At 71.7% G+C, this 24,618-nt stretch carries 26 protein-coding genes; 13 read left to right on the forward strand and 13 right to left on the reverse strand.

All coding sequences use genetic code 11. The annotated features are described in order from the left end of the window. Positions 1–165 precede the first annotated feature (165 nt). The 6 genes from ACFY9S_RS10360 to ACFY9S_RS10385 all read left to right on the forward strand — a co-directional run bounded on the left by ACFY9S_RS10360 (position 166) and on the right by ACFY9S_RS10385 (position 6,577). Positions 166–1,737 (forward strand): ATP-binding cassette domain-containing protein, encoded by a 1,572-nt coding sequence (locus ACFY9S_RS10360; protein WP_391125280.1) that lies wholly within the window; start codon positions 166–168, stop codon positions 1,735–1,737. Continuing rightward, positions 1,737–2,855 carry an ABC transporter permease gene (locus tag ACFY9S_RS10365; RefSeq protein WP_391125283.1) on the forward strand — a complete coding sequence of 373 codons (1,119 nt, stop codon included), beginning with the start codon at positions 1,737–1,739 and terminating at the stop codon, positions 2,853–2,855. The genes ACFY9S_RS10360 and ACFY9S_RS10365 overlap by 1 nt, the downstream gene beginning before the upstream one ends. Continuing rightward, on the forward strand, positions 2,852–4,117 hold the full coding sequence (locus ACFY9S_RS10370) for an ABC transporter permease (protein WP_391125286.1): 1,266 nt from the start codon (positions 2,852–2,854) through the stop codon (positions 4,115–4,117). Before ACFY9S_RS10365 ends, ACFY9S_RS10370 begins: the two co-directional genes overlap by 4 nt. After that, positions 4,114–4,518, forward strand: a complete 405-nt coding sequence (locus ACFY9S_RS10375; RefSeq protein ID WP_391125289.1) for a cytidine deaminase — start codon at positions 4,114–4,116, stop codon at positions 4,516–4,518. The genes ACFY9S_RS10370 and ACFY9S_RS10375 overlap by 4 nt, the downstream gene beginning before the upstream one ends. Positions 4,519–4,603: 85 nt before the next feature. After that, positions 4,604–5,887 (forward strand): thymidine phosphorylase, encoded by a 1,284-nt coding sequence (locus ACFY9S_RS10380; protein WP_391125291.1) that lies wholly within the window; start codon positions 4,604–4,606, stop codon positions 5,885–5,887. Positions 5,888–5,983: 96 nt separating this feature from the next. Further along, entirely contained in the window at positions 5,984–6,577 is a 594-nt protein-coding gene (locus ACFY9S_RS10385; protein ID WP_391125294.1) for a Uma2 family endonuclease, read from the forward strand. Position 6,578: 1 nt separating this feature from the next. On the opposite strand, the gene ACFY9S_RS10390 is transcribed toward ACFY9S_RS10385, so the two are convergent. Then, a complete protein-coding gene (locus ACFY9S_RS10390; protein WP_391125297.1) occupies positions 6,579–7,499 on the reverse strand; it encodes an AEC family transporter in 921 nt (306 codons plus the stop codon). 139 nt (positions 7,500–7,638) lie between these two features. On the opposite strand from ACFY9S_RS10390, the gene ACFY9S_RS10395 reads away from it, so the two are divergent. Further along, positions 7,639–8,025 (forward strand): STAS domain-containing protein, encoded by a 387-nt coding sequence (locus tag ACFY9S_RS10395; protein WP_391125300.1) that lies wholly within the window; start codon positions 7,639–7,641, stop codon positions 8,023–8,025. On the opposite strand, the gene ACFY9S_RS10400 is transcribed toward ACFY9S_RS10395, so the two are convergent. The 3 genes from ACFY9S_RS10400 to ACFY9S_RS10410 form a co-directional block, all read right to left on the reverse strand. After that, positions 7,909–8,925: an RNA polymerase subunit sigma-70 gene (locus ACFY9S_RS10400; RefSeq protein WP_391125302.1), complete on the reverse strand. Its 1,017-nt coding sequence runs from the start codon at positions 8,923–8,925 to the stop codon at positions 7,909–7,911. The two genes, ACFY9S_RS10395 and ACFY9S_RS10400, sit on opposite strands and share 117 nt — an antisense overlap. 152 nt (positions 8,926–9,077) lie before the next feature. Further along, on the reverse strand, positions 9,078–10,226 hold the full coding sequence (dnaN, locus tag ACFY9S_RS10405; protein WP_391125305.1) for a DNA polymerase III subunit beta: 1,149 nt from the start codon (positions 10,224–10,226) through the stop codon (positions 9,078–9,080). 96 nt (positions 10,227–10,322) lie between these two features. After that, a complete protein-coding gene (locus ACFY9S_RS10410; RefSeq protein ID WP_391125308.1) occupies positions 10,323–11,597 on the reverse strand; it encodes an MFS transporter in 1,275 nt (424 codons plus the stop codon). A 62-nt stretch (positions 11,598–11,659) separates the two neighbouring features. Between ACFY9S_RS10410 and ACFY9S_RS10415 the strand changes: the two genes are divergently transcribed. Beyond that, positions 11,660–12,622 carry a LysR substrate-binding domain-containing protein gene (locus tag ACFY9S_RS10415; RefSeq protein ID WP_391125310.1) on the forward strand — a complete coding sequence of 321 codons (963 nt, stop codon included), beginning with the start codon at positions 11,660–11,662 and terminating at the stop codon, positions 12,620–12,622. Positions 12,623–12,687: 65 nt separating this feature from the next. On the opposite strand, the gene ACFY9S_RS10420 is transcribed toward ACFY9S_RS10415, so the two are convergent. Further along, complete coding sequence (locus ACFY9S_RS10420; protein ID WP_391125313.1) at positions 12,688–13,446, reverse strand: alpha/beta hydrolase; 759 nt, start codon at positions 13,444–13,446, stop codon at positions 12,688–12,690. Positions 13,447–13,566: 120 nt separating this feature from the next. On the opposite strand from ACFY9S_RS10420, the gene ACFY9S_RS10425 reads away from it, so the two are divergent. Together ACFY9S_RS10425 and ACFY9S_RS10430 are read left to right on the forward strand one after the other, a co-directional pair. Beyond that, positions 13,567–14,757 carry an adenosine deaminase gene (locus ACFY9S_RS10425; RefSeq protein ID WP_391125316.1) on the forward strand — a complete coding sequence of 397 codons (1,191 nt, stop codon included), beginning with the start codon at positions 13,567–13,569 and terminating at the stop codon, positions 14,755–14,757. Positions 14,758–14,898: 141 nt separating this feature from the next. After that, entirely contained in the window at positions 14,899–15,252 is a 354-nt protein-coding gene (locus tag ACFY9S_RS10430) for an ATP-binding protein (RefSeq protein WP_391125319.1), read from the forward strand. An 81-nt stretch (positions 15,253–15,333) separates the two neighbouring features. On the opposite strand, the gene ACFY9S_RS10435 is transcribed toward ACFY9S_RS10430, so the two are convergent. The 5 genes from ACFY9S_RS10435 to afsQ1 all read right to left on the reverse strand — a co-directional run bounded on the left by ACFY9S_RS10435 (position 15,334) and on the right by afsQ1 (position 19,174). Next, positions 15,334–15,546 (reverse strand): PspC domain-containing protein, encoded by a 213-nt coding sequence (locus ACFY9S_RS10435; protein ID WP_391125322.1) that lies wholly within the window; start codon positions 15,544–15,546, stop codon positions 15,334–15,336. 62 nt (positions 15,547–15,608) lie between these two features. Then, positions 15,609–16,193, reverse strand: a complete 585-nt coding sequence (locus ACFY9S_RS10440; protein ID WP_391125324.1) for a VanZ family protein — start codon at positions 16,191–16,193, stop codon at positions 15,609–15,611. 85 nt (positions 16,194–16,278) lie between these two features. Next, a complete protein-coding gene (locus ACFY9S_RS10445) occupies positions 16,279–16,899 on the reverse strand; it encodes a hypothetical protein (RefSeq protein ID WP_391125327.1) in 621 nt (206 codons plus the stop codon). Further along, positions 16,896–18,500, reverse strand: coding sequence for an ATP-binding protein (locus ACFY9S_RS10450; RefSeq protein ID WP_391125330.1), 1,605 nt, complete (start codon positions 18,498–18,500; stop codon positions 16,896–16,898). The genes ACFY9S_RS10445 and ACFY9S_RS10450 overlap by 4 nt, the downstream gene beginning before the upstream one ends. Further along, complete coding sequence (gene afsQ1, locus ACFY9S_RS10455; protein WP_097219620.1) at positions 18,497–19,174, reverse strand: two-component system response regulator AfsQ1; 678 nt, start codon at positions 19,172–19,174, stop codon at positions 18,497–18,499. The genes ACFY9S_RS10450 and afsQ1 overlap by 4 nt, the downstream gene beginning before the upstream one ends. Before the next feature lie 238 nt (positions 19,175–19,412). Here afsQ1 and ACFY9S_RS10460 point away from each other — a divergent pair, with 238 nt between their 5' ends. After that, entirely contained in the window at positions 19,413–20,198 is a 786-nt protein-coding gene (locus ACFY9S_RS10460) for a SigE family RNA polymerase sigma factor (protein ID WP_391125334.1), read from the forward strand. Positions 20,199–20,422: 224 nt separating this feature from the next. Here the strand turns inward: ACFY9S_RS10460 and ACFY9S_RS10465 are convergent, their stop codons facing one another. Next, entirely contained in the window at positions 20,423–21,127 is a 705-nt protein-coding gene (locus ACFY9S_RS10465) for a uridine kinase (protein WP_391125337.1), read from the reverse strand. Positions 21,128–21,183: 56 nt separating this feature from the next. Here ACFY9S_RS10465 and ACFY9S_RS10470 point away from each other — a divergent pair, with 56 nt between their 5' ends. Further along, positions 21,184–21,591: a hypothetical protein gene (locus ACFY9S_RS10470; RefSeq protein WP_391125340.1), complete on the forward strand. Its 408-nt coding sequence runs from the start codon at positions 21,184–21,186 to the stop codon at positions 21,589–21,591. 1 nt (position 21,592) lies between these two features. Here the strand turns inward: ACFY9S_RS10470 and ACFY9S_RS10475 are convergent, their stop codons facing one another. Beyond that, the gene (locus tag ACFY9S_RS10475; protein ID WP_391125343.1) at positions 21,593–23,110 is read right to left on the reverse strand and encodes a DHA2 family efflux MFS transporter permease subunit; all 1,518 of its coding nucleotides are present in this window, start codon (positions 23,108–23,110) and stop codon (positions 21,593–21,595) included. A gap of 26 nt (positions 23,111–23,136) precedes the next feature. After that, on the reverse strand, positions 23,137–23,733 hold the full coding sequence (locus tag ACFY9S_RS10480; RefSeq protein WP_391125346.1) for an NAD(P)H-dependent oxidoreductase: 597 nt from the start codon (positions 23,731–23,733) through the stop codon (positions 23,137–23,139). 113 nt (positions 23,734–23,846) lie between these two features. On the opposite strand from ACFY9S_RS10480, the gene ACFY9S_RS10485 reads away from it, so the two are divergent. Next, positions 23,847–24,590, forward strand: coding sequence for a TetR/AcrR family transcriptional regulator C-terminal domain-containing protein (locus ACFY9S_RS10485; protein WP_391125348.1), 744 nt, complete (start codon positions 23,847–23,849; stop codon positions 24,588–24,590). Positions 24,591–24,618 lie beyond the last annotated feature (28 nt).

Genomic DNA, 24,618 nt, shown 5'->3' on the forward strand with positions numbered 1-24,618 from the left:
GCTCGACGGGGTACGGGGAGCTGCTCCCCGTACCCCGTTGCCGCGGGGCGTCGGCCCCTTTGTATGCCGTAGGGGCGCTACGCGCGTAGACGGCCCCCGTCCCCAGGAGAGTGCGCCATCAACGCGTCCAGCAGCCCTCCGGCCGGAGCGGCGGTCAACGAATCGGTGACCGCCGTCGAACTCGCCGGGATCACCAAGCGTTTCCCCGGTGTCGTGGCCAACCACGACATCCACCTCACCGTCCGCAAGGGCACCGTGCACGCCCTCGTCGGCGAGAACGGCGCCGGCAAGTCGACGCTGATGAAGATCCTCTACGGCATGCAGAAGCCGGACGAGGGCACCATCGCCGTGGGCGGCGAGCAGGTCAGCTTCTCGTCGCCGGCCGACGCCATCGTCCGCGGCATCGGCATGGTCCACCAGCACTTCATGCTCGCCGACAACCTCACGGTCCTGGAGAACGTGGTCCTCGGCAGCGAGAAGCTCTACGGCATCGGCGCCAAGGCCCGCCGCAAGATCAAGGAACTCTCCGAGCGCTACGGCCTCGACGTCAAGCCCGACCTCCTCGTCGAGGAGCTCGGCGTCGCCGCCCGCCAGCGCGTGGAGATCCTCAAGGTCCTCTACCGCGGCGCCACCACCCTCATCCTCGACGAGCCGACCGCCGTGCTCGTGCCGCAGGAGGTCGAGGCCCTCTTCGTCAACCTGCGCGAACTGCGCGCCGAGGGCCTGTCCGTCATCTTCATCTCCCACAAGCTCGGCGAGGTGCTCTCCGTCGCCGACGAGATCACCGTCATCCGCCGCGGCACCACGGTCGGCACGGCCGTCCCCGCCGAGACGACGCCCCGTCAGCTCGCCGAGATGATGGTCGGCAGCGAGCTGCCCACGCCCGAGACGGCCGAGTCCACGGTCACCGACCGCCCGGTCATCAGCGTCGACAAGCTGCGCCTGGCGGCCCCCGGCGGCAAGGCCCTCCTCGACGACATCAGCTTCACCATCCACGCGGGCGAGGTCCTCGGCATCGCCGGCGTCGAGGGCAACGGCCAGACCGAGCTCGTCGACGCCCTCATCGGCCTGCGGTCCGCCGACACCGGCACCATCCGGCTCGCCGACGAGGAGATCACCGCCTGGCCCACCCGCCGCCGCCGCGAGCAGGGCATCGGCTACATCCCCGAGGACCGGCACCGCCACGGCCTCCTCCTGGAGGCGCCCCTCTGGGAGAACCGCATCCTCGGCCACGTCACCGAGAAGCCCCTCGCCAAGGGCGTCTGGCTGGACCCGAAGGCGGCCCAGGAGGACACCCGCAGGATCGTGACGGAGTACGACGTCCGCACCCCCGGCATCGACGTCACCGCCGCCTCCCTGTCCGGCGGCAACCAGCAGAAGCTGATCGTCGGCCGCGAGATGAGCCACAAGCCGCGCTTCCTCATCGCCGCCCACCCCACCCGGGGCGTGGACGTCGGTGCCCAGGCCGCCATCTGGGACCACATCCGCGAGGCGCGCCGCGAGGGCCTGGCCGTCCTGCTGATCTCCGCCGACCTGGACGAGCTGATCGGCCTGTCCGACACCCTGCGCGTGATCTACAACGGCAAGCTGGTCGCGGACGCCGACCCGGCCACCATCACCCCCGAGGAACTCGGCTCGGCCATGACCGGTGCCGCCACCGGGCACCTCGAGCACGAAGAGACCCCCGAGATCTCGAAGGGCGACGCCCCCGAGTCTCCGGAAGACGAGGCCCGCTGATGAAGAAGTTCGACAGGGAGCGCGTGCTCCTCGCGGTGGCCGGACCGGTCATCGCGCTCGCCGTGGCCTTCGCCCTGACCTCGATCGTGCTGATCGCGTCGGGCCAGAACCCGGTCGAGCCGTACGCCCTGATGTTCGAGCAGCTCGGCTTCTCGGACATCCAGGTCCTGATCATCAACCAGGCGTCGATGTACTACATCGCGGCGCTCTCGGTGGCCATCGGCTTCCGGATGAACCTGTTCAACATCGGCGTCGACGGCCAGTACCAGCTCGGCGCGATGCTGGCCGCGATCGTCGGCGCCCACGTCGCTCTGCCGGCCGTCCTCCAGGTCCCGCTGCTGCTCCTGACCGCCGTCCTCACCGGCGCCTTCTGGGCCGGCATCGCCGGCGTCCTCAAGGTCACCCGCGGCGTCAGCGAGGTCGTCGCCACGATCATGCTCAACGCGATCGCCACCTCCGTGATCGCCTACCTGTGGCTGCCGGACGTCTTCGGTGTGAAGGTCGGCAACAACAACACCACCGGCGAGATGCACGAGTCCGGCTGGATCCCCGGCATCCCCATGGGCGCGGCCGGTGAGATCTACGGCCTGGTGCTGCTCGCCGTCCTGCTCGGCATCGGCTACTGGGTCGTCCTCAACCGCACCCGCTTCGGCTTCGACCTGCGCGCCTCCGGCGCCTCGCAGAGCGCCGCCGCGGCCAGTGGCGTGGACCCCAAGCGCATGGTGCTCAGCGCCATGCTGATCTCCGGCGGCATCGCGGGCCTCGCCGGCCTGCCGATCCTGCTCGGCGACACCCACACCTACAGCCTGAACTTCCCCACCGGCATCGGCTTCCTCGGCATCGGCATCGCACTGCTGGGCCGCAACAGCCCCGTCGGCATCGCCTTCGCCGCCCTGCTGTGGGCCTGGCTCGACAAGGCCTCGCCCGAGCTCGACTTCCACGGCTACGACAAGGAGATCGCGGTCATCATGCAGGGCCTGATCGTGCTCTCGGTCGTCGTCTCCTACGAGGCCGTCCGCGAATGGGGCCTGCGCCGCCAGCAGCGCCGTGTCGGTGCCGAACTCGCCGCCGGTCACGTCCTCGGCGCCCAGAACACTAAGGAGGTGGCTGGCCGATGACCACCGCGACCGACGTCAACCAGCCCTCGCTGCAGCCCGCGGCGCCGACCGGCCGCCGCCTGTCGTGGCCCGTCCTGCTGCTCATCATCGCCGGAGGCCTGGCGCTCACCTCGATCGTCCGCATCATCACGGGCGCCGACGGCATCACCAACGTCAGCCAGATGTCCACCGCGCTCCAGCTCGCCGTGCCGATCGGCCTCGCCGGTCTCGGCGGCCTGTGGGCCGAGCGCGCGGGCGTGGTCAACATCGGCCTCGAAGGCATGATGATCCTCGGCACCTGGTTCGGTGCCTGGGCCGGCTTCCAGTGGGGCCCGTGGACCGGTGTCCTGGTGGGCATCGCCGGCGGTGCGATCGGCGGTCTGCTGCACGCCTTCGTGACCGTCACCTTCAACGTCAACCACATCGTCTCCGGCGTGGCCATCAACATCCTCGCCCTCGGCGCCACCCGCTACCTCGCCCCCCTCGCCTTCGAGGGCCACACCGGCGGCTCCGCCAAGCAGTCCCCGGCGGTGGAATCCCTCGGGAACTTCACGGTCCCCGGACTGTCCGACGCCCTGAGGGACCTCAACGCCCACGGCTGGTTCCTGATCTCGGACATCGCCGGCCTGCTCGGCGGCCTGGTCACCAACGTGTCCTGGCTGACGCTGATCGCCGTCGCGCTGATCCCCGCCACCTGGTGGATCCTGTGGCGCACCGCGTTCGGCCTGCGCCTGCGCTCCTGCGGCGAGAACCCGGTGGCCGCCGAGTCCCTCGGCGTCAACGTCTACAAGTACAAGTACATCGCCGTCGTCATCTCCGGCGGTCTGGCCGGCCTCGGCGGTGCCTTCCTGTCCATCGTGGCCAACCCCTTCTACCTGGAGGGCCAGGTCAGCGGACGCGGCTTCATCGGCCTCGCGGCGATGATCTTCGGCAACTGGATGCCGGGCGGCCTCGCCCTCGGCGCGGGCCTGTTCGGCTACACCGACAGCCTCAACCTGCGCGGCGGCTCCGCCAACGTCCACGCCCTGCTGCTGCTCGGCGCGCTGCTGCTGATCATCGGCGCCATCTGGCTGGCCGTCCGCAAGAAGTACGTCCCGGCCGTGGCGACCCTGATCGCCGGAGCCCTGGTGTTCGCCTGGTACGCGAACACCGACGAGGTCCCCAACCAGGTCGTCTCCGCCACGCCGTACGTCATCACCCTGGTCGTCCTCGCCCTGTCCGCACAGCGGCTGCGGATGCCGAGGGCGAACGGCATGCCGTACCGGAAGGGGCAGGGCAAGTGACCGACGCCGGTTCCGCCGTCGACTGGGAGAAGCTGCGTGCGGTGGCCCGGGACGCCATGTCCCGGGCGTACGCCCCCTACTCCGGATACCCGGTCGGCGTGGCGGCCCTGGTCGACGACGGGCGGATCGTCTCCGGCTGCAACGTCGAGAACGCCTCGTACGGACTCGGCCTGTGCGCCGAGTGCGGTCTGGTGTCGGAGCTGCACAACACCGGCGGAGGCCGTCTGACGCACTTCACCTGCGTCGACCGCAACGGCGAGACACTCGTCCCGTGCGGCCGCTGCCGCCAGCTGCTCCACGAGTTCGGCGGCCCGGACCTCCTGCTGGAGACCCCGGCGGGGATCCTGCCGCTGTCCCGGATGCTGCCCCAGGCCTTCGGCCCGGAGCACCTCAGCAAGTAACCCCCGTGCGGCCCCTCTGAGTTGCTCACGCGACCGGCTCAGAGGGGCCGTGCGGCTTCTGGAATCCTCGGAAGGAAGCCAAGCCATGGCCATGGACGTCATCTCCGTCATCCGCACCAAGCGGGACCGCGGTGAACTCAGCGACGCGCAGATCGACTGGGTCATCGACGCGTACACCCGCGGGGAGGTCGCCGACGAGCAGATGTCCGCACTCGCCATGGCGATCCTGCTGAACGGCATGAACCGCCGCGAGATCGCCCGCTGGACGGCCGCGATGATCGCCTCCGGCGAGCGCATGGACTTCTCGTCCCTGTCCCGCCCGACCGCCGACAAGCACTCCACGGGCGGCGTCGGCGACAAGATCACGCTGCCGCTGGCGCCCCTGGTCGCCGCCTGCGGCGCGGCCGTACCCCAGCTGTCCGGCCGCGGCCTCGGCCACACCGGCGGGACCCTGGACAAACTGGAGTCGATCCCCGGCTGGCGCGCCCTGCTGTCGAACGAGGAGATGCTGTCGGTGCTGGACGGCACCGGCGCGGTGATCTGCGCGGCGGGCGACGGACTGGCCCCCGCCGACAAGAAGCTGTACGCCCTCCGGGACGTCACCGGCACGGTCGAGGCCATCCCGCTGATCGCCTCCTCGATCATGTCCAAGAAGATCGCCGAGGGCACGGGCTCGCTGGTCCTGGACGTGAAGGTCGGCACCGGCGCCTTCATGAAGACCATCGAGGACGCCCGTGAACTGGCCTCCACGATGGTCGGCCTGGGCACCGACCACGGCGTGAAGACGGTCGCGCTCCTCACCGACATGGCCACGCCCCTCGGCCTGACCGCCGGAAACGCCCTGGAGGTCCGCGAGTCGGTGGAGGTACTGGCGGGCGGCGGTCCGGCGGACGTGGTCGAGCTGACGATCGCCCTGGCCCGCGAGATGCTCGACGCGGCCGGGGTGAAGGACGCCGACCCGGCGAAGGCCCTGGCCGACGGCTCGGCGATGGACGTCTGGCGGCGCATGATCGCGGCCCAGGGCGGCGACCCGGACGCGACGCTTCCGGTGGCCCGCGAACAGCATGTGATCAAGGCCCCGGCCTCGGGCGTCCTGACGCGCCTCGACGCCTACGGCATCGGCGTCGCGGCCTGGCGCCTGGGCGCGGGCCGGGCCCGCAAGGAGGACCCGGTGCAGGCGGGCGCGGGCGTCGAGCTGCACGCCAAGCCCGGCGACCGGGTCACCGAGGGCCAGCCCCTGCTGACCCTCCACACGGACACCCCCGAGCGCTTCGAGTACGCCCTGGAGTCGATCGAGGGCTCCTACGACATCGCAGCCCCGGGAACCGACTTCACGGCGTCGCCGGTGGTGCTGGAGCGCATCGCCTGAGCTGGGGTTTCCACTTACGGGTGAACGGGATCGGTGGACCCTCGCCGATCCCGTTCGGCATGCTGGAGTCGGTGACGCACTGATTGGAGTACCGCCATGAGCGCACTCACCGTCGACCACACGCCGGCCAACGGGCACGAGTGGGACGGCCTCGTCCGGATCTGGCAGGAGACGGACGCGCCAGAGGGCTGCAAGGTGGAGATCATCGAGGGGATCGTCACCGTGGCACCACCACCGTCCAACGCCCACAACGACATCGCTGACTTGGTTCAGCGAGCCCTGTACGAGGTCATCCCCCGGCACTGGGGCATCTACCAAACTCTGGGTACGGCAGTACCGTCCCGTGACGGGCTCTACATTCCCGATCTCGCCGTAGCCCCCAGGCAGGTGCTGCGTGACGAGGGGGGCAACTTCATCCCAGCGGCTGCCGCCGAACTCATCGTCGAGATCACGTCCAAGTCGAATGCGGCGCACGACCGGATCAAGAAGGCCGCAGGCTACGCCCAGGCGGGTGTGCCGTTGTACCTGCTCATCGACGGCTGGGCCCCCGGCGGCCCCACCATCACCCTCTACGGCGAACCGCAACAGGATGTCTACCGGGTTCTCGACGCGGGCAAGTTCGGAGAACCCATCGCGCTGCCCGAGCCGTTCGGCCTCGAACTCGACACCGGCGAGTTCGCCGGGAACTGAGTCACCCCAGCACCGCCGCAACCACCACCAGCACCGGCACCGCCAGCACCGTCGACAGCAGGATCGCCTCCCTCGCCAGGACCTCGCCCACCCGGTAGCTGCTCGCGTAGGTGAACAGGTTCTGGGCCGCCGGCAGCGCCGACGTCACCACCACGTCGAGCAGGGACGCCCCGTGGAGGCCGAAGACGCCCGCCGCGAGGGCCCAGGCGGCCAGGGGCTGGACGACCGACTTGAGGGCCACCGCGAGCAGCACCGGGGCCCGTTCCGCGCCGCGCAGCGGGAGCGAGCTGCCCCGCAGGGAGATGCCGAAGGCCAGCAGGACCGCCGGCACCGACATGTTGCCGATCAGGGTCATGGGGTCCATCAGCGGGCCCGGCACCGTGAGGCCCGACGCCGAGACCGCCACCCCGGCCAGGGAACCCAGCGCTATCGGATTGCGCAGCGGCGTGAGCAGTCGCTGCCACAGGGGCCGCTTCTCCCCGCCGCTCGCCAGGTCCAGCACCGTCAGTGCCACCGGTGTGACACCCACCAGCTGGAACAGCAGCACCGGCGCCACCAGCGACGCGTCGCCCAGCACGTACACGGCGATCGGGATGCCCAGGTTCCCGGAGTTGACGTAGCTGGAGCACAGCGCGCCGATCGTCGTCCGGCCCACGCCCCAGCCGCGCGCCGCGCCCACCGCCACGAAGACTCCCGCCACCGCTGCCGTGCTCATCGCCGTGACCAGCAGCCGGTCGGAGAAGATCACCGACAGGTCGGCCTGCGCGAGGGTCGTGAAGAGCAGCGCCGGGGACGCCACGTGGAAGGCGAGCCTCGTCAGGACCTCACGGCCGCCGCCTCCCAGATACCCGCGCCGGCCGATCAGATAGCCGACGCCGATGACGACGGCGATGACCGCGAACCCGCTCAGCACCCCCTGCACGGCGGCGCCTCCCCACCGGCTACGAGGGCATCGGGCAGCGCGGCAGGGCCGGATCGTTGGGGCATACAGCCAACCCTCCGGGGAAGGCGCTGCCCAGGTCAATGTGATCCTTACGGCGCCGACAGGACGGACAGCCGCGATGAGTTACAGCCGCCCGCCCGGTCTACCGATCGTGGACGCCATGACACCGCCCGTGCTCGTACTGCCCGGCCCCGTCACCCGGGACGAGGTGAGAGGGCTCAGCGACGATGTCCGGGCACTGCTGCACGGCAGCGGTGCCCGGGTCGTGGTGTGCGACGTCGCGGGTCTGGGGCCGCCGGGCCTCGCCGCCGTCGACCTCCTGGCAAGGCTCCAGCTGGCCGCCCGCCGCGCCGGGGGCCGGATCCGGCTGCGGGACCCCGACCCGGCCCTAAGCGCCCTGCTGGCCCTGGTCGGTCTCCGCTTCGAGGTGGAGGGGGAGGTCGAAGAGCGGGAACCAGCGCTGGGTGTCGAGGAAGCAGTGGAACCCGGTGATCCGGCCGTCTGAGATCTCCAGCACCTGGACCGCCCACGGCGTGAAGCCGCCCTTCTCGGGGTCCGGCTTGTACTGGGCGAACCCCGGCAGGCCGTTGACCTGGACGGGCACCAGCCGGGAGCCCGCGCAGGGCGCGCCGAGGGTGGTCATGAAGCCGGTGATGTCGCCCGTGCCGGTCAGCCACAGGTCGAACGGCGGCATCGTCATGACAGCGTCCTCGTGCAGCAGAGCCGTCAGCGCCGTCATGTCGTAGCCCTCGAAGGCCGCCACATAGCGGTCCAGCAGCTTCTGCTGGTCCTCGTTCAGCGGGTCGGAGACGGCCGCCTCGGCGCCCGGCTCCTGCCGCTCGGCGAGGGTGGCGCGGGCCCGCTGGAGGGCGCTGTTCACCGACGCCACCGAGGTATCCAACAGCTCGGCGACCTCGCTGGCCTTCCAGGCCAGGACCTCGCGCAGGATCAGCACGGCCCGCTGTTTGGCCGGGAGCTGCTGCAGAGCGGCCATGAACGCGAGCCGCACGGACTCCTTGGCGATCGCAGCCTCCGCCGGGTCACCGGTGGAGGGCAGCACACGGGCGTCCGGCATGGGCTCCAGCCAGGTGTTGTCCGGTCGGGGGGAGAGGGCGGCCTGGGCGAGCGGGGTGGACTCGGTCAGGTCCATGGGCCGGGCGCGCTTGTTGCCCGCGGTCAGCATGTCCAGGCAGACGTTGGTCGCGATGCGGTAGAGCCAGGAGCGCAGGCTGGAGCGGCCCTCGAACCTGTCGTAGCTGCGCCAGGCGCGGACCATCGTGTCCTGCACCGCGTCCTCCGCCTCGAAGGAGGAGCCGAGCATCCGGTAGCAGTAACCCGTCAGCTCGGTTCGGTGTGCCTCCAGTCTGATGTCCAGGTCCGTCGGTGTCGCCGTGCCGTTCGCCATCTCCACCCACCCCTGTGGACGTTCTGTTCACGCGCCTTCGCGCCCCAGCACTCCGGAAGCTACCGCAGCCCACTGACAACGGCCCCCCGGGCGCACAAAGCCGCAGGTGGAAGCAGGTGATCCAGACCGACCGCCGACAGCTGTACGGGCCTTCACACGAGCTCCTTGACGGACATGAGCAGATGCCGGTGCTCCCCGGCCGCCGGGGCCGTCCCCGCCTCTCCGCCGCCCGGCACCGCGTGCAGCAGCGCCCGCTGCCCCGCCCCCAGCAGTTCCAGCCGTACCCGAGGGCTCTCGAAGGACGACAGAGCGTCCAGCAGGTAGGCCGGATTGAACGCCACCGGCATCTCGTCGGCGCCGCTCAGCGTGGCGGGCAGCCGCTGGTCCGCCACGTCGTCGCCGTAGCCGGCGCGCAGCCGTACGGATCCGCCGGCCGAGAAGTCCAGCCGCACCGGGCTGTTCGCCTCCGCTACCACCGCGACCCGCCGCACCGCCTCCGCGAGGTCCTCGCGCTCCACCTCGGCGACCGCGGCCCCCGCCATGTCGAACAGCGACGTGTACGCCGGCAGCCGCCCGTCCAGCAGCCGCAGCGCGGTCCGGGTCCGCCCGCCCTCGAACCCGACCAGCCCGCCGCCCCCGCCGGACTCCCATCCGATCCGCACGTCCCCGCCGTGCCCGAGCGACCGCGCCACGTCCAGCAGCCGCCGCGCGGGCAGCAGCATCTCCACGACCCCGTCACCGGCGGCGGCCTCCGGCTTCCACTCGAGCCGCCGCACCGCGTAGCGGTAGCGGTCCGAGGCCGACAAGGTCATCGCCCCGCCGTCGAGGCGTAGCTGCACGCCCGTCAGCAGGGGCAGCGTGTCGTCACGTCCGGCGGCGACCGCGGCCTGGGCGACGGCGGTCGCGAAGGCCGCGGCGTCGACGGTCCCGCAGCGCGCGGCCTGCGCGGGTGGGGACGGGTACTCCGCGAGCGGCAGCGTCGACAGCCCGAAGCGCGTGCCGTCCGCCTCCACGGTGAACCGCGAGCCCTCCAGCACACAGCCCACCGGCCCGTCCGGCAGCACCCGGCAGACGTCCAGCAGCCGCCGCCCGGGGACCAGCACCCGCCCGGGCGCCGTGACCTCCGCGTCGGCCTCCACCCGGACCGCTGCCTCGAAGTCGAACCCCGTCACGGCCAGCCGCCCCGCGCCCGGCTCCAGCAGCAACCCGCCCAGCACCGGCACCGGTGTCCGCCCGGGCAGCGCCCGAGCCGCCCGGCCCACGGCGTCGGCGAGCTCCGTACGGTCGACCCGGAACTGCATGAGACATCCCCCCTGCTCGAACCCGGTGATCAGTCGGCGCGGACGTTATCCGCACCCACTGACAACCGGTCCCGACCAGGGGGGATGCCGTCAGGCTCAGGCGGCCGTGGCCAGTTCACGGCGTTGCATCCGGGCCGCCCGGGTGCCGAAGACCGTGATCGTCACGACGCCCAGGACCGCCAGGAGTCCGACCTCGACCGTCCCGGCCCAGCCGCCCGCGTGGAAGGCGATCGCGCCGACCGTGCTGCCCGCGCTGGAACCGACGTAGTACGCGGACTGGTACAGCGCCGAGGCCTGGGCGCGGCCGTGCGTGGCCGTCTTGCTGACCGCGGAGGAGGCGACCGCGTGGCCCGCGAAGAAGCCCGCCGTGATGAGGACCAGGCCCGCCAGGACCAGCGGGAGCGAGCCCGCCAGGGACAGCAGCAGGCCCGCCGTCGTCGTACCGCCCGCCGCGTACAGCGCGCCCCGGCGGCCCAGCCGCCCGACCAGCCGGCCTGCCGTCGACGCCGACACCGTGCCGACCAGGTACACCAGGAAGATCGAGCCGATGATGCCCTGCGGCAGCGAGAAGGGGGCCTCGGTCAGCCGGTAGCCGATGACCGTGTACACACCGCCGAAGACCGTCATGAACAGCGCGCCGATCGCGTACAGCCGGCACAGCAACGGGTCGGACAGGTGGGCGCGGACCGTCCTGGCCAGGACGCGAGGCCGCAGCGAACCGGCCCTGAAGTGCTTCGGGGCGGGGAGGAGCAGCCGGAAGGCCACCGCACACGCCACCGCGATCACACCGATGACACCGACGGCTATCCGCCAGCCCCACTCCTGCGCGACCCAGCCGGTGATGACCCGGCCGCTCATCCCGCCGACGCTGTTGCCCGCGACGAACAGTCCGATCGCCGTGACCAGCGCCTTCGGGCTGACCTCCTCCGCGAGATACGCGGTCGCGGACGCCGGCAGCCCGGCCAGGGCGGCGCCCTGCAGCGCCCGCAGCGCGATCAGCACACCGAGGGAGGGGGCGAGCGGCACCAGCAGCCCGAGCGTGACGGCCACGGCCAGCGACGCGGTCATGACCGCTCGGCGTCCGAAGCGCTCCGACAGGGCGCTCATCGGCAGCACGAACAGCGCCAGCCCGCCGGTCGCGGCGGCCACCGTCCAACTCGCGTCGCTCGCCGCCACCCCGAACTCGCCGGAGATCAGCGGGAGCAGCGCCTGGGTGGAGTACAGCAGTGCGAAGGTCGCGACACCCGCGAGGAAGAGGGCGAAGCTCATCCGGCGGTAGCCGGGGCCGCCCGGGGAGACACGTGAATCGGCGGTGGGAACAGAGGCAGCGGCGCCCACGATCGTGGACGCCCCGGTACTGGCGGGAGACATGCCTCGAACGTACGGACGCCACACTCATCCGTCCAATGCATGGAACGTTCATAATCGTTCCCATGGTGCATCAACCGAGCTCACAGGCCCGCCTGTCACCGAGCAGTGACACACAAGACAGGGCGGAGATGTCGAAGGTGCTGGCCCCGCGCCTCGCCTACTTCGCGGGCGTCGCCCGCACCGAGCACGTCACCCGCGCCGCCCAGGAGATGAACGTCCCCCAGTCGACCCTGTCCCGGTCCATGGCCCGACTGGAGCAGGACCTGGGCGTCGACCTGTTCGCCCGGCGCGGCCGCACGGTCTCCCTCACCCCGGCCGGCCGCACCTTCCTCACCTCCGTCGAACGTGCCCTGGCCGAGGTCGAGCGCGCCGCCGAGGAGGTGCGAGCCGACGCCGACCCGACGACCGGCAAGGTCGCCTTCGGCTTCCTGCACACCATGGGCGCCGAGACCGTCCCGGGTCTGTTGCACGCCTTCCGCGCCGACCATCCGCGCGTCCGTTTCAGCCTCGTCCAGAACTACGGCGAGGCCATGCTGGAAGGCCTCCGCGCCGGCGAGCTCGACCTGTGCCTGACGTCCCCGGTGCCGGACGCCCCCGACCTGGTGGCCCGCCGCCTGGACGAGCAGAAGCTGCGTCTGGTCGTCCCCGCCGACCACGCCCTCGCCGGCCGCCGTCGCATCCGCCTCGCCGAGGCGTCCGACGAAACCTTCGTCACCCTGGAACCCGGCTACGGCCTGCGCCGCATCACCGACGACCTCTGCAAGGAAGCGGGCTTCAAGCCTCGCATCGCCTTCGAGGGCGAGGAGGCGGAAACGCTGAGGGGCCTGGTGGCGGCGGGCTTGGGAGTGGCCCTCCTGCCTCCACCGGCGTTTCCGCGCCCCGGCGTGGTGGAGTTGACGGTCACGGCCCCCCGGGCGGCCCGCGAGATCGGCGTGGCCTGGCTGGAGGGCCACCCGGACACGCCTCCCGTGGCGGCTTTCAAGAGGTTCCTGCTCTCCAGGAGGGGCAGCTTGTTGCCCACCTAGGGGCGCGGGGAACTGCGCGGCAAACCACGAACGACCCGCACCGGCGAGCGAGTACCCCCGCGGCGCTACCGCCTCGAAGGACTGAACCCCGAAGCCAACGGCATCCGCAACCCCAGCGGCGGCGGCGCTGCGAACGCGTCCCGCACGGGTCGCGAGACCACCCGCCCGAACAACGCCCCCATGACGAAGTCCTCAGCCAGCGCCAGGACTTCGTCCCGGTACTGGTGCAACCCGTGCCCGTCCGTGTGCACTTCGAACCGGCACACGTCCCGGTTCGCCTTCTTCGCCCGCGCCGCCAGCCGGAACGACAGCTCGGGATCCGTCCGCCCGTCGTGCGTGCCGTGCACGATCAGCACCTGGCGCCCGACCAACTGCTTCACCGGTTCGGGTGGCGCCGCGCCGTCCTCCTCCGGCAGCCAGGGGGCGAGCGCCAGCACGGAGTTGACGGCTTCGTGGCCACCCGCCCGCAGCCCCGCCCGGCCGCCCATCCCGAGACCGGCGAGGCAGACCGGGACGTCCCCGTAGCGCCGTACGATCTCCTCGGCGGCCCAGGTGGCGTCCTGCGCGAGATGGGCCTCGCCGCCGTTCCACCCGCGGTAGCGGTAGTGCACCACGTGCACGGCGAGGCCCTCGACCCGGCCCGCGCGGGCCAGCCGGCGTCCGACGGCGCGCATGGAGGCGGTCGCCAGCAGGGGCGACGGTCTGCGGCCGGAGACCTCGTCACCGCCGGGGAGCAGGAGCACCGCGCCGCTCACCGCCGTCGGCCGCGGACCCAGTGCCCTGCCCAGCCGGGCCCTGCGAACCGGCGTCGCTTGGTGTGCCATGACAGAACAGTGTCAGAAGCGCGGGTGTACTCGACCCGTCCTCGGGGTCACCGTTGCGTATCGACGAAAAGGCAGAGCAACCGGGGCGCCCTCTACGCGCGTAGGAGTTAGAGTGCGGAAATGACGAGCCAGACCACCGCGAACACCCCGACACCGGACCAGATCCGCCGGGCGCCCAAGGTTCTGCTGCACGACCACCTCGACGGCGGTCTGCGCCCCGGCACGATCGTCGAACTCGCCCGCGAGAACGTCCCCCACAGCCCTGAAGGCGTGGGAGGTGCCCCCATCACCCAGCTCCCCGACACCGACCCCGAGAAGCTCGGCCTGTGGTTCCGCGAGGCCGCCGACTCCGGCTCCCTGGAGCGCTACCTGGAGACGTTCTCCCACACCGTCGGCGTCATGCAGACCCGCGACGCCCTGGTCCGGGTCGCCGCCGAGTGCGCCGAGGACCTGGCCGGGGACGGCGTCGTCTACGCCGAGGTGCGCTACGCCCCCGAGCAGCACCTGGAGGGCGGCCTCAGCCTCGAAGAGGTCGTCGAGGCCGTCAACGAGGGCTTCCGGGAAGGGGAGCGGCGCGCCCGCGAGAACGGATCGCGCATCCGCGTCGGTGCGCTGCTCACCGCCATGCGGCACGCGGCCCGCGCCCTGGAGATCGCCGAACTCGCCAACCGCTACCGCGACCTGGGGGTGGTGGGCTTCGACATCGCGGGCGCAGAGGCCGGCTACCCGCCCACCCGGCACCTCGACGCCTTCGAGTACCTGAAGCGCGAGAACAACCACTTCACCATCCACGCGGGCGAGGCCTTCGGGCTCCCCTCCATCTGGCAGGCCCTGCAGTGGTGCGGCGCCGACCGGCTCGGGCACGGCGTGCGGATCATCGACGACATCCAGGTCCATGAGGACGGCCGGGTCGAACTCGGGCGGCTCGCCTCCTACGTCCGCGACAAGCGCATCCCGCTGGAGCTGTGCCCGAGCTCCAACCTCCAGACCGGGGCAGCGGCCTCGTACGCCGAGCATCCCATCGGGCTGCTGCGCCGGCTGCACTTCCGCGCCACGGTCAACACGGACAACCGCCTGATGTCCCACACCAGCATGAGCCGGGAATTCGAGCACCTCGTCGAGGCATTCGGATACACGCTCGACGACATGCAGTGGTTCTCCGTCAATGCGATGAAATCAGCGTTCATTCCTTTCGATGAACGACTGGCCATGATCAATGACGTCGTCAAGCCCGGATATGCAGAACTGAAATCCGAATGGTTGTTCCGTCAGGCCGCTCCCACCAGCGGTTCTGCCGATTCCGAGGGCTGATCCGGGGATATTCGGCGCACTGTGGATGCGTACGGCGTTCACAATCCGTCCGCATTTCGATGTTTGCGGCGGATGGCGCCGGGTGTTTACGGTCGCTGCACCGCTCACCCACCCCGTCATCCCGTTACGAGGACGCATTTCATGAAGCAGTCTGCTGCCAAGTCCCTCGGTGTCGCCGCTCTCGGTGCCGCCTTCGCCGCCGCCGGCGCGGGCGCCGCCACCGCCGCCCCGGCCCTCCCGGACACCGCCCAGACGCTGGAGACCGTCACCACCGCGCTCCCGGCGGAGCAGCTCTCCCAGACGCTGCCGGGCTCGGGTCAGGCGCTGGGACAGGGACAGACGGCGGCCGGTGCCGGTCTGGCCGCCGCGCAGCCGGTCGCCGAGCAGCTGCTCGCCGAGGGTCCGACGGGCCCGGCCGCCAAGCTGCTGGGCGGGCTCCCGGTGCAGGGTCTGCCCACGCACGGCCTGCCGGTGAACGGCGTGCCGGTCGGCTGATCCTCCCGCCGAGGCGGACCCACACGCCGATGGGGCGCACCTGCACGGGGTGCGCCCCATCGGCGTTCTCGCGTCAGGGCGTCACCAGGCCGTCTGGGTCTTGCCGTGCACCTTGTCCTCCGAGGGCAGCACGATCCACAGCGCGATGTACAGCAGGAACTGCGGGCCGGGCAGCAGGCACGAGACGAGAAAGATCACGCGCATCGTCGTCGCGGAGGTGCCGAAGCGCCGTGCCAGCGCGGCGCACACACCGCCGATCATGCGGCCGTGGGTGGGGCGGGCGGGGCGGGACATGTGCGACTCCTTCGTGAGGGTGAGTGAGGCCTCTCGTCCGAGTACCCCATCTGCACTCCACGCTACGGAGACGAAGGGGGCAAAGCGTCGCTCCACGGAGCGATCCCGACCCTGGGAATCGTCGGGGTCCGACCCTGAGCCGGCTCCTCCGGGGGGAGGGGCGTACGCAGCACGCGAGTGGCGGTACGGCGGCGCAGCCAGGAGCGGCCCGCCGGGACCAGCGCGAGATGCGCGAGAGCCACGCCCGCGGTGTTCAGGAACAACGAGTCGACGTCGACGACCTGACCGGGCACGCCGGTCTGCAGCAGTTCGATGCCCCACGACAGCAGAGCGCCGGCCGCGACGGTGCGCAGCAGGGACGCCAGCGGCGAGACGACCAGTCTGCCGCTCACCATCGGCAGCAGCACACCCAGCGGGGCGAGCAGGGCCAGCCCCTCACCGATCCGGCGGGCCGCCGCGGGCCAGCCCAGGGCGAGATCGCCCCGGATGCCGGCGAACGGCCGCAGATTGGCGGGCATCACCCAGGGCACGTCCAGCGGTCGCAGCGTGAGCCAGGCGACGAACGCGAGGTGGGCGACGAGGAGGACACCCCCCGTCGCACGGATGCGGAACTCGGCGCTGCCGCCGACGGAACCTTGACGCTGCACGCCCCCCTAGACGCGGACTTCGGCGGGATCGGTTCCGGGATGGACCCTGACAGGCCTGTGAGGCATGCGCCACAATCCGGCCGGGTCACTCCCGGGCCACGTCCTTCGACGGCGGTTCCGCGCCGCCCGGCCGGGCCCGCACCTCGTCGGTGCACTCGTAGCGGCGCGGTGCGCCGGTGCCGGGCCCTCCCAGGACCACCGAGCCGTCCCCCTCGGCCGCCGCCGAGTCGGAGAAGGTGCAGACGATCTGCGCCAGCGCGTACGAGGTGACTCCCGCCGGTGCCGTGCTCAGCCGCAGCGTGTCCTCCGGGTCGCCGGGGCGCGGCCCGCCGACGGTGATGCCGTCGCGGACGTCCGTGCTGTAGCCGGCTTCCTTCTCGGCGGCCGACGGCGGTGTGGCGAGCTGGTCCAGCAGGCCCTGCGCGACGAGCACGCGCCGCTCGGAGTCGGCCGCGCCGTCCGGGACCCGCACGGTCCGGTCGACGGTCACCAGCGCGGACCCGCACAGCAGGAACACCTGCACCGGCAGCCCCCGGGCCGCCTGCGTCGAGACGTCCGGCTCGGTGAGCGAGCACTGCACCCGCGAGGGCGCGGGCCCGAAGTTCGTCGGCACCTCCGTGGCCCGGATCCCGCAGCCGGCCAGCAGCACGGCGAGTGCCACAACGGCCGGCAGGCGGGGCACGGCCGCGAGACGAGCGGTCATCATGCGTTCCCCTTCGGGTCCTCGCACCGCGGCCGGTCGGTGCCGCCCTCGGGCGCCGGCTCGTCCTCGGCGGGCTGCTCCTCCTCCGGGGACGTGCCGCGCGGGAGCCGCAGGGTGAACACCGCGCCCGAGTCGGGTGAGTTGGCCGCGGTGATCTCACCGCCGTGGATGTGGGCGTTCTCCAGCGCGATGGACAGGCCCAGGCCGCTGCCCTCGGAACGCGGCCGGGAGGCGCTGGCCTTGTAGAAGCGGTCGAAGACGTGCGGCAGGACGTCCTCCGGGATGCCGGGCCCGTGGTCCTGCACCTCGATGACGATCGTGTCGTCCGCCTCCCGCACCGACACCCGCACCGGGGAGCCGCCGTGCTTGAGCGCGTTGCCGATCAGGTTGGCCAGGATGACGTCCAGGCGGCGCGGATCCAGGCGGGCGTGCAGACCGCGCTCGGCGTTCAGCTCGACCGCGTCCAGCCAGGCGCGGGCGTCGATGCAGGCGGTGATCTGGTCGGCGAGGTCGACGTCGTCCAGGACGAGCCGGGCGGTGCCCGCGTCGAAGCGGGTGACCTCCATCAGGTTCTCGACCAGGTCGTTCAGTCGCCGCGTCTCGCTCACCACCAGCCGGACGGCGGGCTCGATCATCGGGTCCATGCTCCCGGTCTCCGCCTCCAGCTCCTCCTCCAGCACCTCCGTGACGGCGGTGATGGCGGTGAGCGGCGTGCGCAGCTCATGGCTCATGTCCGCCACGAACCGCCGGGACGCCTCGTCCCGGGCGGCCATGTCGGCGACCCGCTTCTCCAGCGCCTCGGCCGCGTTGTTGAACGTCCGCGACAGATCGGCGAGTTCATCCGTCCCCGACACCCGCAGCCGGGTGTCCAGCTTGCCCTCCCCGAGCCGCCGCGCGGCCGTCCCGAGCCGCTGCACCGGCTTCAGCACCGTCGTCGCCGCGGCCTGCGCGAGCAGCGCCGAGCCGATCAGCGCGAGGCCCGTGGCGATGCCCAGCGACCAGGCCAGCGAGTTGAGGTCCTTCGCCTCCGGCTCCAGCGACTTGAGCATGTAACCGGTCGGGCCGCCGCCGATCACGCGCGTACCGGCCACCAGGTACGGCGTGTCGTGGTCGGCTATCCGCTGCCAGTACAGGTGGTGCGGGTGCTTGTCGGCCCCGTCGGGCTTCTGCGTCTTGTTGACCGCCGTGCGCAGCGAGACCGGCACGTCGCGCAGCGAGAAGCCGTTCAGCCCGCCGGAGCTGCCGTAGACGGTCCGGCCCTCGGTGTCGCGGCCGACCAGCAGCACGCTGAAGCGCTGATCGCTGCCCGCCATCTGGCCCGCGGTGTGCTGCAGCTCGTCCTGCGTCGGACGCTCGGGCAGCGCGGCGGCCCGGTTCTGCATCTCCTGCTCGAAGTCGCGCAGCACGGCGTCCTGGGTGCGGGTGAGCACGGCCTCGCGGTTGAGCCAGTACGCGATCGCGGACGCGGACACGGCGGCCGTCAGGGCCACCAGGCCGAAGACGACGACCAGTCGCAGCCGCAGGCTCGTGAAGCGCAGCCGCGACAGAACTCCCTTGCGCGCCCCGGTCCAGCCGCGGGCTCCCCCTTGGTGCGCCTGGGTCACTGAGGCGCGTCCAGCCGGTAGCCGACACCCCGCACGGTACGGATCAGCGTCGGGGACGACGGCACGTCCTCGACCTTGGCGCGCAGCCGCTGGACACACGCGTCCACGAGCCGCGAGTCGCCCAGGTAGTCGTGCTCCCACACCAGCCGCAGCAGCTGCTGCCGGGACAGCGCCTGGCCCGGCCGCCGGCTCAGCTCCAGCAGCAGCCGCAGCTCGGTCGGCGTGAGCTGGAGGTCCTCACCGTTCTTCGTCACGGTCATCGCCGAGCGGTCGATGACGAGGCTGCCGAAGCTGGCCGCGTCGTTCGACTCCCGCTCGCCGCGCCGCAGCACGGCCCGGATCCGGGCGTCCAGCACCCGGCCCTGCACCGGCTTGACGACATAGTCGTCGGCGCCGGACTCCAGCCCGACCACCACGTCGATGTCGTCGTTGCGCGCGGTCAGCAGGATGATCGGCAACTGGTCCGTGCGCCGGATGCGCCGGCACACCTCGAACCCGTCGATGCCGGGCAGCATCACGTCCAGCACGATCAGGTCCGGCCGCTGCTCACGGAGCAGCTTCAGACCGTCCTCACCGCTGGCAGCGGTCGCCACGCGATGACCCTGGCGCGTCAGCGAGAGCTCCAGGGCCGTCCGGATGGCGTCGTCGTCCTCGATCAGCAACAGGGAAGGCACGCGCTCATTCTGGCCCATGGAGGGGTCGGTGTTCGACCGGTGGGGTCCAGTCGGTTCGGCCGGTACCGCCGACGCGTGTGTACGACCTGTGGCGGACCTGTGCCCGACCCCTGTGACAGGTCTGTGACAGTCGGCGGACACGGCCATGAAAGTGCCGCGGCAAGCTTCTCGGCACAGGCAAGGAAGCCCGCCCCAACCGGCGGGCCGCACACCGGAAGTCCACGACGGGGGGCGCGAGATGAACACGCTGCACGGCATCAGCACCAGCGCAGTTGTCACGCGTCTGCACGATGTGCACCGGAGTTCCGAGAAGGCCGGTGCCGATGGGGGCCCCTCCCGCGCGAGCGGATTGGAGCGTGGGCGGGGGTGCGCTCGCGGCACCGGGCGTCAGCACACCACGTTCATGACGGTGGTCGACGCACCCACGGGGGAGAACAAGGGGACGGGGGCGTCTCACGGGGGAGTCGCGTACGGGGAGGGCTCGGGGGAGCGCCGCTCGCTGACGGAAGCGGAGTTCACCGCCTACGTCAAGGAGCGCCGTGCCTCCCTGTACGCAACCGCCTACCACCTCACCGGTGACCGTTTCGAGGCCGAGGACCTGCTGCAGAGCGCGCTGTTCTCGACCTACCGGGCCTGGGACCGGATCAGCGACAAGGCCGCGGTCGGCGGATACCTGCGCCGCACCATGACGAACCTGCACATCAGCGCCTGGCGGCGCCGCAAGCTCAACGAGTACCCGACCGAGGAACTGCCGGAGACGCCCGGTGACACGGACGCGATGCGCGGCACCGAGCTGCGCGCCGTCCTGTGGCAGGCGCTGGCCCGGCTGCCCGAACTCCAGCGCACCATGCTGGTCCTGCGCTACTACGAGGGCCGCACGGACCCGGAGATCGCGGACATCCTCGACATCAGTGTCGGCACGGTGAAGTCCAGCATCTGGCGGTCGCTCCGCCGGCTGCGCGAGGACGAGGTCCTCAGCTTCGGCCGTGACGAGGAGGACGCCTTCGGCGAGCTCGTGGCCTGAAGGTTCGGGGGGAGCACCACAAAGGGGGCCCACGGGGGAACTGCGGGGACGCTGGGGGGCGTCCTGGCAGGAGAGTGGGGGACCGCGCGGATGCCGGGGGGGCGTCATCGCGGGACAACGGGGGACTCGGGGGAGGACAACGGGGGAGCACAGGAGCGGGACTGGAGGGCCGGGGGGTCCGTCCGGTCCCGCTTTCCTCTGTGCGCCGACCGGGCCCTGAAGGGCTAGGCCGCCGTACGGAGGCTCGCGCACCGGCCGGCCGCCGCTGCCGCCAGCCGGCCCATCGCCTCGTCGCGGTCGCAGGCGTACGCGCCCAGGGCCGTCTGGCGGGCGACGATCGTGCGCTCCTCCCGCATCAGGCGCCAGCCGCGGCGCAGCAGGAACGGCACCGACTTGCGACCCTCCTTCAGATCCCGCAGGAAGCGGCGGCGGAACGTCTTCACCGGGCCGCGGCTCAGGCACAGCGCGTCGGCGAGAACACCGAGTTCGCGGCAGCGCGTGACGATCTCCGCGGCGAAGATGCCCTCCGCGATGAACAGCGGCGTCCGTCCGATGTCGACCGTCTCGCCGCCGGTGCGGGCGCTGAGGGAGATGTCGTAGACGGGAACCTCCGTACGACCCGTGCGGCACAGCCGGGTGATCGCGGCGACGGCCGTGTCCGCGTCCCACGAGTCCGGATGGTCCCAGTCGATGTCGGAGCTCTCCGCCACCAGGGGCAGGGTCGGGTCGTCGCCCTCCTTGTAGAAGTCGTCGAGCCGCAGCACCGGGAGGCCGGAGCGGGCCGCGAGAAGGGACTTGCCGGAGCCGGAAGGGCCGCAGAGCAGCACGACTCGCGTCGATATGTGCAGTGGAGAGCTCACGGGACACCAGTGTGAGGCATCCGCCGGGGGCCGTACGACCCCGCGGGTCGCCTTTGATGCGCGCGTCACACCTCAACTACCCTCGGTCCCGACACGATTACCCAGTGCATCAGAAGGTGGCACTCATGGCCCGACACGACTCTCCCAAGAAGCCGGCCGCCCAGCGTGCCCTGGCCGTCCTCGCGACCGCGGGCGTGGCACTGGGGGCGGGCACGGCGTCGGCCGCGGCGGACACGTCCTCGATCCTGGGCGTGGTCAACACCCGCCCGACCTCCCTCGGCAACATCGATCCCCAGTCCGGCCTCCAGGCCGCCACCGGCACGGTCGGCTACGTCACCGGCCCGGTCGCCGGCCTCAAGCCGAACCCGCTCGCCGGCACCGGAGTCGACCCGCTCGACAACGGCCTCGGCACCCAGCTCGCCGACTTCAAGCCGATGACGTCCCAGGCGCTGACGGGGCCGGTGGCGCAGGCGCAGTCGATCGGGAGCATGCCGGTGGTGGGGCAGGTGACGGGGCTGCTGTCGCAGCGGTAGCTCACCGGCCCCGCAGCGGGACCTCCCGGACCAGCCACGCCACCGCGAAGGCCACGGCGCACAGCACGGCCGTGCCGAGCGCGACACCGTGCAGGCCGTCGACCACTCCCGTCCGGAACGCGTTCCGGGCCGGCTCCGGCAGGTCCCGCAACTGCCCGGGCGTCAGCTCGCCCTGGGTCAACCGCCCGCCGTCGGCACCGAGCCGGTCCGTCACGGTGGCCGTGAGCCGGCTGGTGTAGACGGACCCGAGGACGGCGACGCCCAGGGAGCCGCCGATGGTGCGCAGCAGCGTCTGGGTGCCGCTGGCCGCGCCCATGTCACGGGGCTCGGCGCTGTTCATCGTGATGAGCATCGCCGGTTGCATCAGGCATCCGATGCCCACGCCGAGCACCAGTGTCAGGCCCGAGGTGACGGGCGCCGTCGTGGCCGTGCCGAGGGCCAGCAGCGACAGCGCCCCCGCCGAGGCCAGCGCACCGCCCGCGATCGGATAGGCACGGTAGTGTCCACCGTCGGCGATCCGCCGGCCGATGACGAGCTGGGCGCTCATCATGCCCAGCATCAGCGGAAGCAGCAGCAGTCCGCTCCGGGTGGACGACATGTCCCGCACGAACTGCAGGTACTGAGGCAGAAAGCTCGCCGCCGCCAGCATGGCAGCGCCCGTGGTGAAGCTGAGGACCTGAGCGACCGTGAAGTTCCGGTCCCGGAACAGCCGGGGCGGGATCACGGGTTCCGGGGCGCGCCGCTCGACCCGCACGAAGGCGGCCAGCGCGATGACGCAGACCAGTGCGAGCCCGATGATCTGCGGTGACGTCCAGGCGTATGTCGTCCCGGCCCAGCTCGCCAGCAGTGTCAGGGCGAGGATCGCGCCGGTGAGCAGCCCGGCTCCCGCCAGGTCGATCGGCGCCTTCACCCGGGTGGTGCGCAGCCGGACCCCCTGGCCGATGAGGAGCAGCGCGACGGCGCCGACGGGGAGGTTGACGTAGAACACCCAGCGCCAGTCCAGGTGGTCCGTGAGGAAGCCGCCGACCAGGGGGCCGCCGATCATCGCGGCGGGCAGCAGGACCCCGATCAGGGACTGTGCGCGTCCGGCCTCGGCCGGGGTGAGCAGGGTGCCGATGAGTGAGAGGGCCCCCACGAACAGGCCGCCCGCGCCGATCCCCTGCAAGGCCCGGAATGCGATCAACTGCCCCATGTCCTGGGCGAGTCCGCACAGCACCGAGCCGGCCAGGAACACCGTGATGGAAGTGAGGTAGGTGCCCTTGTGGCCGTACAGGTCGCCGAGTTTGCCCCAGACGGGAGTGGAGACCGCCGTGGTCAGCAGGTAGGCGGTGAGCACCCAGGAGAGGTGGTCGAGGCCGCCGAGGTCGCCGACGATGGTGGGCAGCGCGGTGCCGACGACGGTGCCGTCGAGCGTGGCGAGCACGATCCCGAGCAGCAGTCCGAGAATGACGAGACGGCCGGGCGGGGTGGCCGGGCGGGCGGCCCCTTCCGCGGTGGTCCCCGCGGGGTGCGTGTCCATGGTTCCCCCTGATTCGCGTTCGGTGCTCAGGCGACGTAGCGGCGGACGGACTTGGCGTCCCGCAGGGCGTGGCCCCACCAGGCGAGCTGGTCGAGCAGGGCCTTCGCGGCGGTGTCGGCGGCGGGGTCCTTGCAGGAGCCGTCCTCGTCGAAGCGGCTCCAGGCGTCGTGGAGGCTGACGGTGTTGCGGATGGTCATGGCGTTCACCTCGGCCATGACGACCCGCAACTGCTCCACCGCGCGCAGACCGCCGGACAGGCCGCCGTACGAGACGAAGCCGACCGGCTTGCCGTGCCACTCCCCCCCGTGCCAGTCGATCGCGTTCTTCAGGGACGCCGGAAAGCTGTGGTTGTACTCGGGAGTGACGAGGACGAAGGCGTCGGCCGTGGCGAGGCGCGGTGAGACGAGGGCCAGTTGCTCCAGGGAGCCGGACGGCGGCTGCTGACCGAACGCCGGGAAGACGGTCGGCAGCGGCGTCTTCGCGAGGTCGACGACGTCGGCGACCAGGTCGTCGCGCTGTTCGAGATGGCCGGTCAGCCAGTTCGTCACCACGGGTGCGAAGCGCCCCTCGCGGGTCGAGCCGACGAGGACGGCGACGCGGAGCGGTTCGGTGCGGTCGGGCATGGGTCTCCCCTTGGAGGTGTACGGCGTATATCTGCGCGTACAACGTACACAGAGATGTGTACGTCGTCTACTGGCCATACGCTGTACACGACATCGACCGGGAGGAGCGGACCATGGCGGTCGCGAAGAAGGAAGGCGAGGAGAGCGGGACCACGGGGCCCTCTCTCTGGGAGCGCATGGAGCGGCCCGCCCCCCTCCCGCGCGCCTCGCTGACCCTGGAGCGGATCGCCGCCGCCGCGGTCGAGATCGCCGACGAGGAGGGCGGCGCCGCCGTCACCATGCGCCGCCTCGCCACCAAGCTGGGCGTCGCTCCCATGGCGGCCTACCGGCACGTCAACGGCAAGGACGACCTCTGGGCACTCATGATCGACCGGGTCTCCCGCGACCTGGCCGTCCCGCAGGACGCGACGGACTGGCGGGAGGTGCTGCGCTCCTACGCCCTGCAGACCCGGGAGCTGATGCTCGCCCACCCGTGGATGGCGGCCATGCCCACCCCCGTCATCCTGCTCACACCGTCACGGATGGCCGTGGCGGACCGGCAACTGGCCGCGCTCGCCGTCTGTGGCCTGGACGCCGACTCGGTGATGGCCGCCTTCCGGGCCGTCACCTCCTTCGTGCACGGTTCGGCCCAGTCCGAGATCGGTGTGCGTGACTACCAGGAGCGCCACGGCTGGACCAGCGGCGACGAGACCCGCGAGGCGCTCGCCCCGCAGATGCGCTACCTGGTGGGCACGGGCCGCTACCCGGCCTTCGAGCAGTACGCCCTCGGCGCGACCCGCAAGGACGACCGGGCCTGGGAGTTCGAGTTCGGCCTCGACTGCGTGCTCGACGGCATCGGGCAGCGGCTCGGGATCTGAGGGGGCGGGACGCGGAGAAGCCCCGGGC

This window comes from Streptomyces sp. NPDC012474, from assembly GCF_042955185.1.
In the GTDB taxonomy this organism is placed as follows: Bacteria; Actinomycetota; Actinomycetes; order Streptomycetales; family Streptomycetaceae; genus Streptomyces; species Streptomyces cahuitamycinicus.

Excerpts from the sequence above, each read along its gene's own strand:
- ACFY9S_RS10445 (WP_391125327.1), bottom strand. The coding sequence starts at position 16,899 with ATGATGACCGCTCGTCTCGCGGCCGTGCCCCGCCTGCCGGCCGTTGTG.
- ACFY9S_RS10385 (WP_391125294.1), top strand. The coding sequence starts at position 5,984 with ATGAGCGCACTCACCGTCGACCACACGCCGGCCAACGGGCACGAGTGG.
- ACFY9S_RS10425 (WP_391125316.1), top strand. The coding sequence starts at position 13,567 with ATGACGAGCCAGACCACCGCGAACACCCCGACACCGGACCAGATCCGC.
- ACFY9S_RS10365 (WP_391125283.1), top strand. The coding sequence starts at position 1,737 with ATGAAGAAGTTCGACAGGGAGCGCGTGCTCCTCGCGGTGGCCGGACCG.
- ACFY9S_RS10410 (WP_391125308.1), bottom strand. The coding sequence starts at position 11,597 with ATGTCTCCCGCCAGTACCGGGGCGTCCACGATCGTGGGCGCCGCTGCC.
- ACFY9S_RS10400 (WP_391125302.1), bottom strand. The coding sequence starts at position 8,925 with ATGGCGAACGGCACGGCGACACCGACGGACCTGGACATCAGACTGGAG.
- dnaN (WP_391125305.1), bottom strand. The coding sequence starts at position 10,226 with ATGCAGTTCCGGGTCGACCGTACGGAGCTCGCCGACGCCGTGGGCCGG.
- ACFY9S_RS10380 (WP_391125291.1), top strand. The coding sequence starts at position 4,604 with ATGGCCATGGACGTCATCTCCGTCATCCGCACCAAGCGGGACCGCGGT.
- ACFY9S_RS10395 (WP_391125300.1), top strand. The coding sequence starts at position 7,639 with ATGAGTTACAGCCGCCCGCCCGGTCTACCGATCGTGGACGCCATGACA.
- ACFY9S_RS10415 (WP_391125310.1), top strand. The coding sequence starts at position 11,660 with ATGGTGCATCAACCGAGCTCACAGGCCCGCCTGTCACCGAGCAGTGAC.
- ACFY9S_RS10460 (WP_391125334.1), top strand. The coding sequence starts at position 19,413 with ATGAACACGCTGCACGGCATCAGCACCAGCGCAGTTGTCACGCGTCTG.
- ACFY9S_RS10480 (WP_391125346.1), bottom strand. The coding sequence starts at position 23,733 with ATGCCCGACCGCACCGAACCGCTCCGCGTCGCCGTCCTCGTCGGCTCG.
- ACFY9S_RS10470 (WP_391125340.1), top strand. The coding sequence starts at position 21,184 with ATGGCCCGACACGACTCTCCCAAGAAGCCGGCCGCCCAGCGTGCCCTG.
- ACFY9S_RS10475 (WP_391125343.1), bottom strand. The coding sequence starts at position 23,110 with ATGGACACGCACCCCGCGGGGACCACCGCGGAAGGGGCCGCCCGCCCG.
- ACFY9S_RS10485 (WP_391125348.1), top strand. The coding sequence starts at position 23,847 with ATGGCGGTCGCGAAGAAGGAAGGCGAGGAGAGCGGGACCACGGGGCCC.
- ACFY9S_RS10420 (WP_391125313.1), bottom strand. The coding sequence starts at position 13,446 with ATGGCACACCAAGCGACGCCGGTTCGCAGGGCCCGGCTGGGCAGGGCA.
- ACFY9S_RS10435 (WP_391125322.1), bottom strand. The coding sequence starts at position 15,546 with ATGTCCCGCCCCGCCCGCCCCACCCACGGCCGCATGATCGGCGGTGTG.
- ACFY9S_RS10430 (WP_391125319.1), top strand. The coding sequence starts at position 14,899 with ATGAAGCAGTCTGCTGCCAAGTCCCTCGGTGTCGCCGCTCTCGGTGCC.
- ACFY9S_RS10370 (WP_391125286.1), top strand. The coding sequence starts at position 2,852 with ATGACCACCGCGACCGACGTCAACCAGCCCTCGCTGCAGCCCGCGGCG.